Raw genomic sequence first — 17,987 nt, 5'->3', positions numbered from 1 at the left:
ACTAACGCAGCACCACAACCATGGTTAGGCTAAACAGGATATGCCCGTTGCCAATAACGGGAAGATAAGATGATAACTGAACGCCCGGCGGTTTATAACGCAGCGCAAAAGTAATCCGCCACACCACCATCGCTAAAATACCAATAGCAACGCCGTACAAAGCCGCACTGGCAAATGAATAGCTGGTAACACCTGCATCAGCCAGCTTACGGTATGCTATAGCAAATAAGATCCCTATTGCATAATGAACAATACCTGCTGTTATCAATCGCCCGCGTGTGTAAGGCACGGGCTGCACCTGTAACCGTGGGCCGCTGAGCACCGCTGCCAGCACATGTATCACCCGCCAGTTTTTGTGCGCTAACAAAGACAATAAATAAGAAAAGCCAGTCATGACTGCAGTACCGGCAATACCAGCTAAAATGGGCTTCATTTTATGATCACTTTAAATTAAACATGGTTATTTATTCTACCGGCGCCGCTAAGATCTCCCGGAGCTGCTTAAAACCTCAACCAACATTCATGCCTTTCATTCCTCCTGGATCCACAAATTTTCACATTTTATTAGCAAATGGTTTGAAATTTCACCATTAATTTGGCGCTGTTTAAAAAACATTCTACTGTAGGAAAATAAATAGCTGTTATTTCATAAAGGACGTAATTATTATTTATTAATTCTATGATAGCGATTTTAACTACCAGAAAACTGCATCGGCGGCTTATTCAGCTGCGTCCACGTATCCTTCTTTCAGGCTTCTTTTTACTGATGTTATGCGGCCGCCACGCCGCCGCACAAACAGCTAACCGTTCAGCGCCACCTTTTACCGCAAGGCTTATGAACCTGGAAGCCGCAGCCAACACCACATTCACCTACAATGCACAATTACGCAATGCAGCCCCTGTACCGCGTATATTCCGGCTTTCAGGCAGGGTACCTGAAGGCTGGGGCATTTCCTTCAAGGTAGAAGGTATGCAGGTAACCTCCATCAACATTGATTCCGGCCGAACGCAGGACATACAGGTAGAGATCAGTCCTACACCGGAAGCAAAACCGGCTAAGTACGATATTCCCCTGGTGGCCGTAACCGGTATGGACTCTTCCAAACTAGCCCTGGAAGCCGTGGTAAAGGGCACCTACAATGTGCAGCTGACCACACCAACCGGCAGGCTGAGTGATGATGTAACGGAAGGCAGCCGTAAAGAGATCCGCCTGGTGGTGAAGAACATGGGCACCATCCCGCTTGACAATCTAACCCTTTCCTCCCAAACGCCCAGCCAGTGGCAGGCATCCTTTCAACCGGCCACCATTGCGCAGCTGGCCCCGGGTAAGGAAGCGGAAGTAGTAGCTACCCTGCAGGTACCTGATAAGACCATTGCAGGCGACTACGTAACCAACTTCACCGTTAAAAATAATTATTCCACCGCTACAGCATCTTTCCGTATGACGGTAAAAACTTCCCTGCTTACCGGCTGGATAGGCATACTGGTAATATTACTGGCGCTGGGAGCTGTTTATTACCTTATCCGTAAATATGGCAGGAGGTAAAAGCTATGGAACAACCAATCATTGAGATCCATGGGCTAACCAAACACTATGGTTCCCTGAAAGCGGTCGATGATCTGCACCTGGCTATCCATAAAGGAGAAGTTTTCGGTCTGCTGGGCCCTAACGGTGCAGGCAAATCCACCACTATCCTGATGCTGCTGGGGTTAACGGAACCTACCGCCGGCGAGGCACGTATCTGCGGGGTAAATGCGTCCCGTAATCCTATCTATGTAAAGAAGAAGGTGGGTTATATGCCTGATAATGTTGGCTTTTACAATGACCTTACCGCGCTGGAAAACCTGGTGTATATAGGACGGCTGAACGGCATCCCGGAAAAGGAGGTGAAAGCGCGTGCCGGCACTATGCTGCAGCAGGTAGGCCTGGAAGATGCGCTGCATAAAAAGGCAGGCACCTTTTCCCGTGGCATGAAACAGCGTTTAGGCCTGGCCGATGTACTGATCCGCCAACCGGAAGTGATCATCCTGGATGAGCCTACCCTGGGCATAGACCCTGCCGGGGTAAAGGATTTCCTGGAGCTTATCCGGCAGCTGAACCAGCAGCAGGGAATGACGGTGCTGCTATCATCCCACCATCTTCACCAGGTACAGCAGATCTGTAACCGTGTAGGCATTTTCGTGGGGGGCCAGCTGCTGGCAGAAGGTAATATTGAAACCCTGGCCGCTAACCTGTTCAGATCAGCGCCCTATGAGGTACAGGTAATGGTTAAAAAGCTGCCGGAACAAACGGCGCAGCTGCAGGGACAGCTGCTGGCGCTGCCTGCCGTAAAGCAGGTAACCTTATCCGCCAACAGCGCACAGATTGCCGGACAGGAAAATATTACGCCCGAAATTGTGCGCTTCTTTGTACACAACGGGTATGATGTAACCGGCGTACAGGAGCGCACTTACGGCCTCGATGAGATCTATCAACGTTATTTTGAAAATAATTTAAAGGAAAATATCTCCAATGAAAAGTCAACCGGCTTTTTTAAAAGGTCTTTTACCGGCAAATGGGGAAAGCAATAATGCCAGCCCTTTTTCTGTAATGGTACGAAAGGAAGTGGCAGACCAGGTACGCAGCTGGCGGTTCATTATACTGGCCGGGCTTATACTGGTTACCTTCCTTGGCTCGCTGTACGTATCGCTTACCAACATTGGCAGGGCCGTTACCAACCCGCAGGATCCGGACAGCTTATTCCTTTACCTGAAGCTGCTCACCATCACCGACGGATCCTTACCACCCTTCCATGTATTTATTGGCTTTCTGGGGCCTTTGCTGGGAATTGCCCTGGGCTTTGATGCCATTAACTCGGAGCAGTCCAATGGTACCCTCATACGCCTGGTGGCACAGCCCATTTACCGGGATTCCCTGCTGAATGCAAAATTTACGGCCTCCCTCATTGTGGTCAGTATTCTGTTCTTTTCACTCAGTCTTTTAATGATAGGCGGCGGGCTTATAACAACCGGTGTTAAGATGGAGCCTTCGGAGTTTATAAGGATCATGTGTTTCACTGCCCTCAGCGTGATCTACATTGCCTTCTGGCTGAACCTTTCCATTCTTTTATCCGTGAAGTTCCGGCAAACAGCCACTTCCGCGCTAACTGCCATTGCCATCTGGTTATTCTTTACAGTTTTTTACCAGATCCTTTTAAGGATTGTTGTGAGCGCATTCCTGCCTGATCCCGGTACTTTGAGCCAGGAACAGGTAGCATCTTATAATGGCGCCATCATCACCATCATGCGGCTGGTACCCAGCCAGCTGTATACCGATGCCACTACCACCCTGCTAATGCCCTCCGTGCGCAGCCTGGGACCGCTGACAATGGAACAGATGGCAGGTGCCATCCCATCGCCCTTGTCAATACGGGAAAGCCTGCTGGTGGTATGGCCGCAGGTAAGCGGGCTCATAGCAGCAACAGTAGTGTGCTTTGCGCTTTCCTATTATTTATTTATGAGAAGGGAGATCAGGACCTGAGAAAGAATGTAAAATTTCAAATGTAAAAGTAAAAGCCACGGATATAGGTTTACTTGGTTTCGCGGTATTTTACTTTTACATTTATGATTTAAAATTTTACATTTTACATTCTTTTTAGCAGGGCTTTAAACTCCTTTCCCGAATGATCGAGATCTTCGACAATATCAGGAAGTTGTACAACTTCAGCAGCCCTTGCCCGGAGCTGGCTGATTACATTGAATTTTTCTCTGAATCCTCTCCTGCAGCTACCAGCCGGCATGCGGCCAATGAATGTTTTACAGTAAAAATGTTCCCCAGCTGGACGCCCACCATCTGGATCAACCTGGGCGCGCCCTATCATCTGGTTACTGGCAAAGATTGCCATATGATCCACCCTGCAGATGATGTACTTGTTTTAAGGGACTCGCCCTAAAAAATACTTTTCCATTCTGCGTGCAAGAATGGCTTTAACAGCTTATGTAGCCAATAAAAAAGCCTTTGCACCCTGCAACTATGGCTATTATGATATGAGCCACTTTTATAGGGAAATGATCCGGTTCACCGGTCAAAGCGTGAGCAGCTCCCTTTAAAATGTCCGTTTTTTACCTTCCATATTCCCCGCCCCCGTTCTATTTTTGATTAAAACAGCTCCCGGATGAAACCTGTACTCCTGATGTTTATAGCTTTTTGCTGCTGCGTACCAGCTGCCCGCTCTCAGCAAAAATCAGTTTATACGCCAGCCATTGTTCCCTGTGCCTGCCCTGTTAAAATAGACAGCAGCTTTAAAACCCGCTGCGGTTACCTGGTAGTGCCGGAGAACAGGAAAAAGAAGAATGGAAAAACTATTCAGCTCCCGTTTATTGTAGTAGAAAGTAAAAACCCGCATAAAAGGAAAGACCCGCTGCTGTTCACTACCGGGGGGCCCGGGGGCAGCTCACTTGGTTGGGCAGCAGGCGCCGCCAAAAGCACTATTATTAATGACCGGGATTGTATTGCATTTGAGCAAAGAGGCACCAATTATGCCCAGCCTAACCTCTACGGTCCGGCGTTGGCGAACGCCATTAAAACCGCTTACCGTAAGAACCTTAATAAAGACAGCATGGTGATTGAAGGTGTAAAACAGTACCGGAAAGACCTGCAAGCCCGTGGCATTGACCTTTCCGCTTATAATACAGATGAAACAGTGGCAGACATTCACGACCTGCTGACCAGCTTGCGCATTGATTCCGTTAATCTCTGGGGCATTTCTTACAGCGGCGGCCTTATGCTGGCAGTGCTGCAGCATGATCCTTCCCGCATCCGCTCTTTGATACTGGATTCCCCGCTGCCCACCTTTGTGCATATTGATGAAGATGAACCGGCTAATTTTAACGAAGCGCTTACCATATTATTCGCACGTTGTGAAAAGGATTCAGCAGATAAGGTTTTATACGGCAACCTGATGGAAAAGTTTCAGCAATATTTTACCTCCATTGCAGGAAAGGTCTTTTACATTCCTTACCTGGAAAAAGGCGCCACAGATACCCTCAACATTCAATACACCCGGAACGATCTGCTGGATATTGTCCAGAACTATCTTTCCGGTCAGCGGAAAGCGTTAGCTTTTGTTGTTACAGAGCTCATTAAAGGTAACCATCACGGCTATGTGAAACAGCTGCTGGACGATCTGTTCCAGTATGGCCGGGGACCTTCCGGCATGCGCATCTCAGTATACTGTGCAGACCAGGCAGCCTATAACTATGAAAATGTTAAACGTCAGCTTTATAATGCCTACCCTTACATGGAAGGCTATCACATTAATGATGTTTACAACGCCATGTGTGATTGCTGGGCATCGTCCCCTGTTAAAGCAAGCACCAAACAACCTTTTTATTCCAATAAGCCGGCATTGCTGGCCGATGGAGAGCTGGATAATGCCTGCAGGCCGCTTTATATTGATATGATCCATCATTACATGCCTAACAGTCAGCGGCTGCTGTTCACCAACCGCGGGCATGGCGTAGGCGGCCGGGATTTTCAGACTTTCATGCAGCAGTTCCTTAACGATCCGTATAAAAAAGTAGCGTCCGGGAAAAATGATATTGTTGTTTATTGAATAACATGCATGATTCAGGAAGTGTAAAAGGTCACGGCATTTTAAGCCGCTGCGTTCTTTCAACGATCCCTTTTATCACATTATCCAGCTCATTACCGGAAACAGATAGGAACCCGATATATTTAAGGAAATCTTCCCGGGAAAGGTCTTTATCCTTTAATACATCTATTAACGCCATTATGCGGGCAAGGGGAGCGCGCACAACATGCGACTGGATCCATGCAATTTCCCTGAGCCGGGCATTCTGTTCTTCAATGGCATTCATATAAGCCAGATGGGCGCTAACATCAATAGCAAGTACCAGTCTTGCTTCCTGCCCGTCAAAGTCTATCACATTCCCCTGGATCTTCACATTAATTACCTCCCCGCTTTTCGTACAGTGTTTAAAAATCCCTTCATTAAAACGCTCGGTTCCCCTGATCTTATTCACTTCCGCCTCCAGCCTGCCTATCTCGCTAACGGGTCTTATATCTTTAAGGGTCATTGAAAGAAATTCCTCCCGGGTATACCCATAATGGCGGATGGCTGCATTATTCACACTCAGGAACTTATAGGTTTCCATATCATACACCCACATTGGAAGCGGGCTTGAATTAAACAGGTTGCGGTATTTCTTTTCACTTCTTTTAACCAGCAGCTCCGCCGTCTTTTTTTCGGTCATTGCTTTTTGATAAACATCCCTGATGGCAGGTGTGAGCTCCCGGCTAAAAACATCAAATATATTCTTACCTATCAGCTCACTACGCTTTTTGCCGGTCATTTCTTCAGCAGCCTTATTCCAGCCGGTTATGGTCCAGGATTCATTTACCGTGCATAACCCGTCCGTTATACTCTCAATGATCCGGCCCATCTGGTCATGCAGGGAGTTACCCGCGCCATCAACCGGGCTCTCTCCTATAGTGCTGGCCACACCATAAAATGCCTGGTGCTCCGGCTGCCATTTCAGGGTCCATTCAACACTTATAATTTTATGATGGTTAGCCAGGAAATGGCATGCAAACTTTACCGGCGCCAGGGTGGATGCCGATTGCTCAAACACATGCTGAACATCTGCCCCGGCAGGGTTTGTGATGCGTTTAATCAGGCTGCCCAATGGTTTGCCTGATAGTGATGCGGGATCATACCCCCAGGGCATTCCTCCGGCGCCGGCAACTTCTGCGAACTGCAGTTGCCGGTCAAAAATGCAAAATACGTCGGAAGACAGGGCCAGCATGGTATTCAGTTGAACATTGCTCATCATAGCAGATCCTGCATTTAAAGTAGCAGTTTTCGGATAGTTAAAATTTTTTCCTGGTAAACAATTATAGCGCCAGCGCTCAGAACAATGGTTGCTGCCCGCGTTAGGTCAGTAGGTGATCTGGTACTATCAGTGTTTCATACGCTATTTCACAACAGGAAAATAGTGCCGTAAAATGTTCTACTAAAATAAACATTCACGGCAACCATCACAAGTGTTCTTCCAACCCGGTTTAAAGTTTGTGACGCAGTGGTGATGGCTTACCTGTTTGCTATGTGTAAGGGCCTTTTAGTAAAAAATTTAAGGGAATGATGATTACGGTAAGTTCCCGAACATACCGTGTACCGTGTCACTGCTACCCTTCCGTATAAAAGCAATATTAATTAAGCCTCCTGCGGCAGCAATTGTTCCAGCACAGTGTAAAGGTTTTGAATGTGAAAGGGCTTTTCCATAAATGCGTCTGCCCCGCAGGCCGTTATAGATGCCGGGTTATAGCTTTTGGCGGAAAATAGTACAATAGGTAAGTGCTCTTCCGAAGGAGAGCTTTTAAGCTGGTAACATAACTCCCTCCCGTCATAACAGCCCATGCTGATATCCATTAACAGCAGGTCAGGCTTATGCATTTGCAAATACGGCAGCAACAAAGCAGGGTCGGCAATAGTAACTACTACTATCTTTCTTCTGCTTAGAATAAAATGAATGGCCTCCAGAATAGCCTCATTATCGTCGAGTACTAAAATTTTACTCATATAATGGAGAGGTTGTGAGAGTATTGTTGAGTATGCTGACCGTTTCGTGTAACTGCTTCTATTATAAAGTTAAATCGTTTTTCCCTTAAAATTGCAATGTTCTCAATTCCCGGCAGATTGTATTCAATCTTTAAAGGATTGAAAAGTCTTCGGCCAGGTTGTAAGTAACGGCTGTGCTTACCATGGCATTTAAATTGAATGTGCTCCTTTATTAAACACAGCAATATGAAAGACCTTGGTATTACGGAAAAAATAGCCCGTTTTGCTTTGCAATCGGCCTATTCCCATCTCAGCAATGATATACGCGATCAGCTTAAAAAGCATTTATTGGATTCCATTGGCTCCATGTTATATTCCCTGCAGGCACCTACTGTGCAAAAGCTATTAAGACAAACAGCAAGCTTACAGCAGGACGGCGCCTGCCAGGTACCGGTGATTGGCCATACTGCTGTAGACAGGGCTGCACAATTATACACGCTGCTCATACGCTATCCTGATTTTATGGACAATTTCCTGGGCAAAGAAGCTACCTGCCACCCCAGTGATAATATTGGCGCTGTGTTAGCCGCCGCCCAGCTGGCAGGCGCAAGCGGCCGTGATCTTTTAACTACCATGGCAGTTGCCTACCAGTTGGAATGCACGCTGGTAGAACAAATGCCGCTAATGGCCAAAGGTATTGACCATACGGTATTACTGGCCATGTCAGTAACTGCGGCGCTTGGCAAAATGTTCTCACTAACAGAGGAGGAAACAGCCCATGCCATTGGTATTACAGCCAGCACCTTTAACACCACCGTTACTACGCGCGCTTCATATACCTATGAGTGGAAAGGCTTTGCATCTTCACTGGTAGCATTAGGCTGCACGAATGTAGTTTTGCTGGCAAAGGAAGGCGTTACCGGCCCTGTAAGCTATTTTGAAGGCCCCAAGGGATTCAAGGAAGAATTTGGAATGGATCCCGCTTTTGATTGCGCCACCGGGGATTTTTCCCTCATCAAAAAATGTATACTAAAAAGCTATAACGCAGAAGTACATACGCAGCCCGCAGTGGAAGCTATGCTGGAGCTGCGGCAGCAATATAATATAGCGCCTGCGGAGGTGGAAAAGATAGACGTAACCACTTTTCTCACCGCTTATAACATTGTAGGCGGAGGCCAGTATGGCAACCGTAAGCTGGTGCAAACCAAAGAGCAGGCGGATCACAGCTTGCCCTACCTGATGGCAGTAGCCCTGCTGGATGGCGAAGTATGGCCACAGCAATTTTTGCCGGAGCGTATTCGCCGGGCAGATGTGCAGGCATTGCTGCAAAAGGTGGAAACAGGCACCGGTTTGCCTTTACATTCACCCCGAAAGCTCATAGAAAAAATTGATCCGTATACGGCTCCATATCCTGAAAAAATGAATACCAAAGTTTGTGTAAAATTAAAAAGCGGAGAAGAGCACTGTATAAAAAAAGAAGACTTCAAAGGCTTCCACACCCGCCCCCTTAGCTGGGATGATGTAATCGCAAAATTTCACAGGCTGGGCGCCGGCAGCCTGGATGAAGCCACCCGGGAACAGATCATAAGAACAGTGCAAAACCTGGAAAATGAAGATGTTTCCACTTTAACAAATGAGCTGTCAGGCTCACATGCGCTGGCATAACGCGGGTTAAAAATTAATAATTAATAATCGTGCTGCATGCACTTCATGCACAAACTGTCCTCTTTATTATTAATTATAAACAGAAGCAGGCGGCAATTCATCTGCATCGGCAAAAGCCCGTTTAAATGCCAGCTGGTATTTACGCGCCGCGGTTGTTTTATGCTGCATCATCAAACTTTGATATAAACCCAGCAAAGACCAGCCATTACCGGGGTTAAGCACCAGGTCCTGCCGGTATACTTTCTCTGCCCGGGATACCTGTTTCATTTTCAACAAATGAGCGCCTAAAAAATGACGTGCAGGTATGGGCCAGTCTTTCGGCTCCCGGTATATCAGCTCATCCTCATATGCCACGGCCTTTTTCAGCGATTGTGCTGCAGCATCCATTTTGCCCTGTGCAGCAAACAGCTCGCCCTCCAGTATAGCAGCTGCAATTTTTGCGGAGCCCAGCGCCGCATTAAAAGGAAGGTTCCTTACCGGCAGGGAGCTGTCTTTTAATAAACCCTTCAGCCCCTGTAGCTGCCTGCCCGCAGCTGCCGTATCATGCAGCTTAATGGATGCCAGCCCTTTCCCAAAATGGTCCAGCAGCAGGGCGTAATGCAGGTCTGTGCCCGGTTCCGGCATAGCGGTAACTGCTTCCCATTTACCGGATCTTATGGCCGTGAACATGGGCAGCATGTATAAATATTGAAAAAAGGTATTAGACAAACGCGCCCTGTGATCCGTTGCTAAAATATCATGCAGCTGCCCGGCCATCTCACTGCCCTTTTTATACATGTTTGCATTCATAGCGCAGAAAGATCCTACGGCATTAAAATGGGTTAAGCTGAATACACCCAGCTTCAGGTTTGGCGCCATAACATTATACTCCGTTTGTAATGCGCCAGCAGCCTGGTTTACATCAACACCTTTTGCATACAGGCCATTGCGCTGGTACATATGGCTGGCCATATGCACCATATGGGATACCCCTGGCATAGCCACTTTCAGCACGTCTGCATTATGCAGCGCTTTTTCAGGATGCAGGGATGCTTCAACCAGGTGTATCTGGTAATGCAAAGCCGCCGGGTGTTCAGGATGCACCTTCAGGATCTCATCACAATCATTCACCAGCTCCGCGGTCCATGCTTTGGGAGTACCGTCGTTGTTCCAGAAGTCCCAGGTATGTTCCAGCATTACAGCATCCACATACAAAGCTTTTATGTCTGCATCACCGGGATATTTTTTCACCAGGGCTGCCAGGGCTGCCGCATAAGCGCGGTTTAGCTCACTGCGTTTCCTGTCAGTGGTATCAGTTGAATATCTTTTATTAATGGCATTCACCAGGTCTTTTTCCTTTTCCGTACTGTTAGCAGCTGCCCGGTTCATTTGCGCCAGCACAGGTAAAACAGCGGCCGGCATTTTATAAACGTAGCTGTTATAATAAGGCCCCATTGATAAGGCCTGGCCCCAGTAGGCCATGGTACAGGAAGCATCATGCCGGGCAGCCTCCTTAAAGGAAGCCAGTGCTTCGGTAAGGTGATAGCTGTAGTACATATTCAGCCCCTGGTTAAAAAACAGCTGGGCGCTGTCGCTGCTGGTATGCACCGGGTAGCTATACCTGCCCCATCCGGGAAAAACCGGTACATATCTTCCGCTTGCATCCGGCCGCAGATCCAGGCTGGCAGGCGGCGCACAGCCAATGTAGCTGCGGTTATCCGATACCTCCCTGTTGTTTTGATGATCAGCAATGAACCGGAAAGAAAGCATCCCTAAAAGTAAAAAGGCTGACCCCACAAATAAGAAGTGAACTTTCATAATAACCAGTATTATTGAGTTAGAGGTTGGCTGATCCCTGAACCGGCAATTCGTTTGAGGTTAGTTTGTTTTACCAGACTGTTATTGTAAGTTAAGCTGTTTTTGCCATATGATGTTACCTTAACATTAATTCTATTTCAGAAAGCCCTCTTGTACGCGCAGGAGGGCTTCTTATCATGTGAAAAATTGGTTATATTGCAATACTACTATCTGACTCAATTAGAAAAACCGTCCTTCACCCCACAACCCTGTAAGGACCATTGTAATCGCTAAAAGCAACTCATTATGCTGGTTAGTAACAAGCATTTTACGCCGGTGATTGGTTTGGACATTCACATTGTGCTGATCTTAGGCGTTCCGGTTCCTTTGCCGCACCCCTACATAGGCCTTGTGGTAGACCCGATGGATTACATTCCGTTTATAGGCGCCACTACTAAGATCAATCATGTGCCCCGCGGTAAAAGCGACACCAGTGGTATCCTGATCATCCTTTTTCACATTCCCATGGGCGGCCCTTTCCTGCTGGCGCCCATGATAGGCCACGATTCCGTGAATTTTTTCGGCAGTCAGAAAACCAAGGTGGAAGGCAATCTTATGAGCCCCTCCGGTTACATGATGATGACCTGTAACGATATAGGCATGCCGCTCTCCATAAAACCGGGCAAAAAGTTCAAGCCCATTCCCAGCATGTACCTGCCTACCTCCTATTCCATACCGGTTTCTTTTGGTAAGCCGGTAAGTGTAGGCGGCCCCTATGTGCCGGATTGGGCCGGGGCTTTATTGAACATCGTCATGTCTTTTGGATTTGGCGCATTAATGAAAGGCCTGGGAGCAGCCGGTAAAAAGCTGGCCACCAAATTTAACCACGCCTTAAAAGGAAAAGTAGGCAGCAATAAGCTGAGTAAGTTCCTCTGTAAAAAAGGCCTTGAACCGGTTGACCTGGTGCAGGGTATTGTAATATATGACGGTACTGATTTTGAGCTGCCCGGTCCCATTCCCCTGAAATGGACCCGCTCCTGGAACAGCGACAGCTCATTTAACGGTGTATTAGGCCATGGAACCCACCTGGGTTATGACATGCGCATCCGGGAATTTGCCGCAGAAAATGCTACCGTAGTGCTGCTGGGCGATGGCCGCAGCACCGTGTTTGAGCCGCTGCCTTACACAGGAAATACAGATTACAACCGGCATGAGAAATTAACCCTTACCCGCACAGATCTGGAAGAATACCAGGTGCTGGATCATACGGAACGCTTGCAATACCATTTCCGCAAAGTGCATCCAACGGATGAGGACTACCGCCTGTATGCCATCCGCAACCAGGCTGGTTTTATGATCAGCTTCCACCACAACAGCAAGGGCCAGCTGGTGCAGGTAATAGACAGCGCAGGGCGCCACCTGCAGGTAAGCAATGATCCGCAGGGCCGCATCACCAGCGTAACCGCACAGCACCGCGGCGCACAGCAGCTCATGGTCCGTTATACTTATAATGAAGCCGGCGACCTGGCCGCCATTACCGATGCGCTGAACCAAACTACCCACATACGGTATCACAACCACCTGATGGTGGAAAAAACAGACCGTAACGGGTTATCCTTTTACTGGGAATATGATCATAAGGCCCGCTGTACCCACAGCTGGGGCGAGGGCGGTGTTGCAGAAGGCTGGCTGGAATACCATCCGGAAAAAGGTTATAACTTATTCACTACTTCACAGGGCCATACTACAACCTACTACTATACGCCGGATTTTGTAGTAAGCCAGGTAAAAGATCCTATGGGTAATTCAAAGTTCTTTGAGTATACCGAAGATTTTGAAATATACCGGGAGATAGATGAAGAAGCTAACGTTACCGGTTATACTTACGGCGAACGCGGTAACCGCACCGGCATTGTACAGCCGGATGGCAGCACCGCCACTTTCAACTATGATGCTGCAGGCAGGCTGGTATTAGCCACCAATGCCCAGGGCGCCGCCCGTACTTACATTTACTATAAAACCGGGCCACACACAGGCTTGCTGCACACCGTCACAGAAGCAGACGGCAGCATCCAGATCTTCCGCTATAATGAGCATAACCTGGTAAAAAAAGTGGAGAATGAACGCGGGCAGCAAACCCTGTTGGCGTACGACTCCGATCATAACCTGGCCGCATTTACCTTACCGGATGGCAACCGCAGCTTATGGGAGTATGATGCCTGGGGTAAATGCACCTGCACGGAAAATCCCCTGCATGAGCAGCAGTACCTGCACTATGATGCGCTGGGCCGTATCACGGCCATGGACCTCGCAGATGGCAACCAGGTTACTTTCCGCTATAATGCTTACGGGAAAATACTGGAAGCCACAGACCGCAACCAGCATGTAAAATTCACCTACACACCACTGGGTAATATTAAGATCCGTGAAGAGAACGGGGCCAAAGTACATTTCATGTACGATAAAGAGGAGTTGCTTACCGGCGTAGTGAATGAGCACGGGGAAACCTACCGTTTCACCAGGAATAAACGCGGCGATATTATCCGGGAAACAGGCTTTGACGGCCTTACCCGCCAGTACGAGCGTGATGCTGCCGGCAGGATCACCAAAATACTGCGGCCCGGCAAACGCTGGACAATCCATGAATATGACTATAACGGAAACCTTACCCGCACAGAGCACAGTGACGGTACCTGGGAAACCTTCAGCTACAACCGCAGCGGCCAGGTAATAGAAGCCGCCAATGAGCACAGCACCGTTAAGCTGCAGCGGGATATAATGGGTCGCGTAACAGAAGAAGAGCAGAACGGTTACAAAGTATCCGGCACATACGATCTCAATGGCCGCCACAAACAGGTACAAAGCACATTGGGTGCGCTGCTGCAATTTCAGCGGAATGATAACGGCAGCATAAGCGGCATACAGGCTAATACACCTGGTATAAACACGCCCTGGATCTTAAACATCCAACATAACCAGTTAGGCCTGGAAACAGAATACACATTTCCCGGGCAGGTACAAAGTAGCTGGAATTACGGGAAAGCAGGCCTTCCGGAAAGCCATACCGTTAAGGTAACAGATCACGACACACTGCGCAGCCATTACCGCTGGGGGCCTGACCTGCACCTGAAACAGATCATTAACGGGCTTACCCATGGTACTACCCAATACCGGCACGATGATGCTGGCAACCTGGTATGGGCGCAGTATGAAAATGGTAAGGAAGATCACCGCACACCGGATAAAGCAGGTAACATATATAACAGCACGGATCGTAAAGACCGGCATTACGGCCCGGGTGGCAAATTGCAGGAAACAGAGAGCAGCAGGTATCATTATGATGAGGAAGGCAACCTCGTAAGGAAGGTCACCCGCAACCCTTCCGGCCTGAATGAGGTGTGGGAATATGAATGGTACGGCAATGGTCTGTTAAAGCAGGTAACCCGCCCGGATGGCAAAAAGGTAAGCTTCCGTTATGATCCCTTTGGCCGCCGTATTGAAAAAGAATTTCATGGCCAGCTAACCCGCTTTGTATGGGATGGTAATGTGCTGCTGCATGAATGGAAATATAAATCCGCCGAAAGGCCGGTTATCACTATCAATGAGCTGGGCGATCTGCAGCAGGATCATCCCGAACCCATACCGCCGGAATCGCTTATTACCTGGGTATTTGAAGAAAAGAACCTGGCGCCGGTAGCTAAAATTCAGAATGGCCGGCAATACTCCATTGTCCGGGATCACCTGGGCACGCCGGCAGCAGCCTATAATGAAGCCGGGGAAAAAGTATGGGAATGCCGGCTTACTATTTACGGCAAGCCGCAAGCCTTAACCGGCTCACAGGAATTTATACCCTTCAGGTACCCCGGCCAGTATGAAGATGAGGAAACCGGCCTGCACTACAACCGGTTCCGGTACTACGATCCTGAAAGAGGTGGTTATATTTCCCAGGATCCAATAAAACTCTACAGCAATACCTTAAACCTGTATGGTTATGTGCATGATCCGTTATCCTGGATGGATCCCTTTGGCCTCATAGGTTTCCTTACCGGCTTAGCAAAAGACATATCCGATTCCGGCGATCACTTCTTTTCACAAAAGCTACGCACCGTAGCAGTGGGTCAGGATGCGGATGGTAAGCTCTTTGCAGCATCCAGCAATGGTTTGGATGCAGGGCAGCGCGCTAAGGCCATTGAGCTGGGCGTAACGCCGTTAAACAGCTCCACTGTAATGGTAGATGGGAAGAACCTGCACGCAGAAGAAGTGCTGCTCAAAGAAGTGGATGACCTGAAAGCAGTAGGCACCTGGAAACGTGCCCCCTGTGGCGCCGATGAACATAACTGCTTGCAGCAGCTGATTGATAAAGGTGTTAAAATTGAATGCGATTAATTAACTTTCAGCATGATCTACAATGAATTAAAGAACGACCTTATTAATGCTACCTCCGTCCTGTCGGCGCAGCAGCAGGCACTTTTCTGCATCTACTGCACGGAAAAGATCATTGACCTGTACCGGCCGGTGGTAGATAAATTCAATTTCGGCAACTACCAGCTGATCCGGAAAATGGGCGATTTCGTATGGAGTAACCTTGCAGCCTATACGCGGGAAAACATGCAGCGGGCCGGCCAGCTCAGGGAGCAGCTGGAACCCATTGTACCGGATGGCGATGAATACCCCGGCCTGGAAAGCACCCTTGCCATGAACGCCTGTATATGCCTGGATACTTCACTCAACACCTTCTCCGGCAAAATGAATGTTGCACACATAGCAGGTCTTTATGTGTATGATACCATTACACAGATCCTGTTCAGTAAGCTAACGGAAGAAAAGCTGCTTACGGAAGAAGTGCTTACCCGGGTAGATAATATGACGGCAGTAAAAAATGAGATCGCAGACCAGGAAAGTGTGCTGCAGCTGATCACTGCATCCGCCTTCAGTCAACAGCTGGCAGATAGTTTAAGGCAGCAGTCAGTAGTGAAAAAATATACCGTTGAAAATATCAATCTAAGCTGACAACGTGTGCCACACCTCAAAGTGAAAAGCTTCGGAACCCGTGCTATGCGCGGGTTTTGTGTTTTTATCCGGGTAATGCAGTGTTGTATCATTTTTTGCTTCCAAACAATAAAAAAATAACCTTTATTGCAACTTTCCCAATTGCAGGCTGTCATATTTCATTCGGATGAAAGAAATAAACGAACATAGTCTCTCTGATAGATCACTCGTTCCCTCCCGCCCCAGCTTGCAAACCATTTACTTTTTTGTATTTTTAATGAAACCCTGCAAGGCCAACTTACCTTGTATTATTCACTAAAATCCACGTTAAACAAAACTTTATGTCAAACCAGGACCATAACTCCCGCAGAAGATTTTTAAGAAACATAGGCGCTACCAGCTTACTGGCAGTAGCCTCACCGCTCGCCAGCTTAGCTGCAAAAGAGACAGCAGAGGAAAGAATGCTGTTCTATGAAAAGAAAATATCAACAGGCGACAAAATACGCCTGGGGGTTATTGGCTTTGGCGTACAGGGCCATTTTGATCTGCAAACAGCATTAAAAGTACCCGGCGTGGAGCTGGCAGGCATTTGCGACCTGTATACCGGCAGGCTGGAAAATGCAAAGGAATTATTCGGCAAAGAACTGTTCACCACCCGCAACTATAAAGAGCTGCTGGACAAGCCCGATATTGATGCAGTGATCATTGCCACCACCGACTGCTGGCACGCACGCATCACCAAAGATGCGCTGGCAAAAGGCAAGGCCGTGTATTGTGAAAAACCCATGGTATACAAAATAAGCGAAGGCCCCGAAGTAATAGCCGCCCAACGCAAATCCGGCAAGGTATTGCAGGTAGGCAGCCAGCGGGTAAGCAGCATTGGCCTGGCAAAAGCAAAAGAGCTGCTGGCCGCAGGCGAAATAGGAAAGCTGAATATGGTAAATGCCGTGTACGACCGGCAAAGCTCCATTGGCGCATGGCAATATACCATCCCCAAAGATGCAAACGCAGCAACAACAGACTGGGACCGCTTTATAGAAGTAACAGAAAAAATGGCGTACGACTCCAAAAAGTTTTTCTGGTGGCGGGCCTTTAAAGAAGTAGGCACCGGCGTTGCCGGCGATCTGTTCATACACCTCTTAAGCGGTACGCATTTTATTACTAATTCCAAAGGCCCGCACACCATTTACAGCACCGGGCAGCTCAGCTATTGGAAAGATGGCCGCAATATGCCCGATGTAATGTCAGGGGTAATGCAGTATGCAGATACGCCGGAGCATCCCGCATTCCAGTTAACCCTGCAGGTGAACTTTGTGAGCGGCACCGGCGGACAGGAGATCATACGGTTTGTAGGTTCAGAAGGCGTAATGGAGGTGAATGGAAACGATATTGCCATCCGCCATAGCATTATGCCGGAAGCGCCCGGCTTTGGCGGTTATGATTCTCTGTTTACATTTCCCAAAGCCATGCAGCAGGAAATGCAGAAAGAATACGACGCTAAATGGACAGCAGCACAAAGACGAAGCCCCCGCAAAGAAGATATTAATTTTAAAGCACCTGATGGGTACGATGAGCACCTCGATCATTTCACCCACTTTTTTGATGCCATCAGAACAGGCAAGCCCGTGGTAGAAGATGCAACATTTGGCTTCAGGGCAGCAGCTCCTGCCCTCTCCTGCAATGAAAGTTATTTTCAGAAAAAGGTCATTAGCTGGGACCCCGTTAATATGAAATTGATATAATTAACAGCGCGCACACTAAACACCCGCACTTGTTTAGTGTGCGTTCAATCTCCCACAACCGCCAACCGCCAACAGCTAACAGCTAACCGCTAACAGCTCTCTTCACTCCGCCAAACTCCGCTGTAACACTGCATTACACAATCATATACACTGCGTGGAACATTGTTCTCAATTCACCAACTTGTAGACAATAATTGCACTTAATTATTTTGTTGTTGTAAAAACATTTATCCCGTTTTCACACAATCATTTATAG

Annotated in this window: 14 protein-coding genes; 10 read left to right on the top strand and 4 right to left on the bottom strand. The window is 48.0% G+C overall.

Annotated features, from left to right (window positions below; all coding sequences use genetic code 11):
* Window position 1: 1 nt before the first annotated feature.
* Complete coding sequence (locus KVT36_RS03730) at window positions 2-433, bottom strand: hypothetical protein (RefSeq protein ID WP_217602159.1); 432 nt, start codon at window positions 431-433, stop codon at window positions 2-4.
* Between the two features lie 246 nt (window positions 434-679).
* Here KVT36_RS03730 and KVT36_RS03725 point away from each other — a divergent pair, with 246 nt between their 5' ends.
* The 6 genes from KVT36_RS03725 (at window position 680) to KVT36_RS03705 (ending at window position 5,594) form a co-directional block, all read left to right on the top strand.
* On the top strand, window positions 680-1,546 hold the full coding sequence (locus KVT36_RS03725) for an NEW3 domain-containing protein (protein ID WP_254639828.1): 867 nt from the start codon (window positions 680-682) through the stop codon (window positions 1,544-1,546).
* A gap of 5 nt (window positions 1,547-1,551) precedes the next feature.
* Complete coding sequence (locus KVT36_RS03720) at window positions 1,552-2,571, top strand: ABC transporter ATP-binding protein (RefSeq protein ID WP_217602158.1); 1,020 nt, start codon at window positions 1,552-1,554, stop codon at window positions 2,569-2,571.
* On the top strand, window positions 2,513-3,520 hold the full coding sequence (locus KVT36_RS03715) for an ABC transporter permease (protein ID WP_217602157.1): 1,008 nt from the start codon (window positions 2,513-2,515) through the stop codon (window positions 3,518-3,520). The genes KVT36_RS03720 and KVT36_RS03715 overlap by 59 nt, the downstream gene beginning before the upstream one ends.
* Window positions 3,521-3,662: 142 nt before the next feature.
* Window positions 3,663-3,932, top strand: coding sequence for a hypothetical protein (locus KVT36_RS03710; RefSeq protein WP_217602156.1), 270 nt, complete (start codon window positions 3,663-3,665; stop codon window positions 3,930-3,932).
* Window positions 3,933-3,960: 28 nt separating this feature from the next.
* Entirely contained in the window at window positions 3,961-4,089 is a 129-nt protein-coding gene (locus tag KVT36_RS32940) for a hypothetical protein (protein ID WP_256449937.1), read from the top strand.
* A 65-nt stretch (window positions 4,090-4,154) separates the two neighbouring features.
* Window positions 4,155-5,594 carry an alpha/beta fold hydrolase gene (locus tag KVT36_RS03705; RefSeq protein ID WP_217602155.1) on the top strand — a complete coding sequence of 480 codons (1,440 nt, stop codon included), beginning with the start codon at window positions 4,155-4,157 and terminating at the stop codon, window positions 5,592-5,594.
* 31 nt (window positions 5,595-5,625) lie between these two features.
* On the opposite strand, the gene KVT36_RS03700 is transcribed toward KVT36_RS03705, so the two are convergent.
* Together KVT36_RS03700 and KVT36_RS03695 are read right to left on the bottom strand one after the other, a co-directional pair.
* The gene (locus KVT36_RS03700; RefSeq protein WP_217602154.1) at window positions 5,626-6,834 is read right to left on the bottom strand and encodes a PAS domain-containing protein; all 1,209 of its coding nucleotides are present in this window, start codon (window positions 6,832-6,834) and stop codon (window positions 5,626-5,628) included.
* 380 nt (window positions 6,835-7,214) lie between these two features.
* Entirely contained in the window at window positions 7,215-7,580 is a 366-nt protein-coding gene (locus tag KVT36_RS03695; RefSeq protein ID WP_217602153.1) for a PleD family two-component system response regulator, read from the bottom strand.
* Between the two features lie 225 nt (window positions 7,581-7,805).
* On the opposite strand from KVT36_RS03695, the gene KVT36_RS03690 reads away from it, so the two are divergent.
* Window positions 7,806-9,224, top strand: coding sequence for an MmgE/PrpD family protein (locus KVT36_RS03690; protein ID WP_217602152.1), 1,419 nt, complete (start codon window positions 7,806-7,808; stop codon window positions 9,222-9,224).
* A 69-nt stretch (window positions 9,225-9,293) separates the two neighbouring features.
* Here the strand turns inward: KVT36_RS03690 and KVT36_RS03685 are convergent, their stop codons facing one another.
* Window positions 9,294-11,021 carry a hypothetical protein gene (locus KVT36_RS03685; RefSeq protein WP_217602151.1) on the bottom strand — a complete coding sequence of 576 codons (1,728 nt, stop codon included), beginning with the start codon at window positions 11,019-11,021 and terminating at the stop codon, window positions 9,294-9,296.
* Between the two features lie 285 nt (window positions 11,022-11,306).
* On the opposite strand from KVT36_RS03685, the gene KVT36_RS03680 reads away from it, so the two are divergent.
* From KVT36_RS03680 to KVT36_RS03670, 3 genes are all read left to right on the top strand, one after another.
* Window positions 11,307-15,386: an RHS repeat-associated core domain-containing protein gene (locus KVT36_RS03680; RefSeq protein ID WP_217602150.1), complete on the top strand. Its 4,080-nt coding sequence runs from the start codon at window positions 11,307-11,309 to the stop codon at window positions 15,384-15,386.
* 12 nt (window positions 15,387-15,398) lie between these two features.
* A complete protein-coding gene (locus KVT36_RS03675; protein WP_217602149.1) occupies window positions 15,399-16,010 on the top strand; it encodes a DUF416 family protein in 612 nt (203 codons plus the stop codon).
* 320 nt (window positions 16,011-16,330) lie between these two features.
* On the top strand, window positions 16,331-17,731 hold the full coding sequence (locus KVT36_RS03670; protein ID WP_217602148.1) for a Gfo/Idh/MocA family protein: 1,401 nt from the start codon (window positions 16,331-16,333) through the stop codon (window positions 17,729-17,731).
* Window positions 17,732-17,987 lie beyond the last annotated feature (256 nt).

It is taken from the genome of Chitinophaga sp. GbtcB8 (assembly GCF_019091455.1).
Classification (GTDB): domain Bacteria; phylum Bacteroidota; class Bacteroidia; order Chitinophagales; family Chitinophagaceae; genus Chitinophaga.
This window is presented reverse-complemented; position numbering and strand designations above follow the sequence as displayed.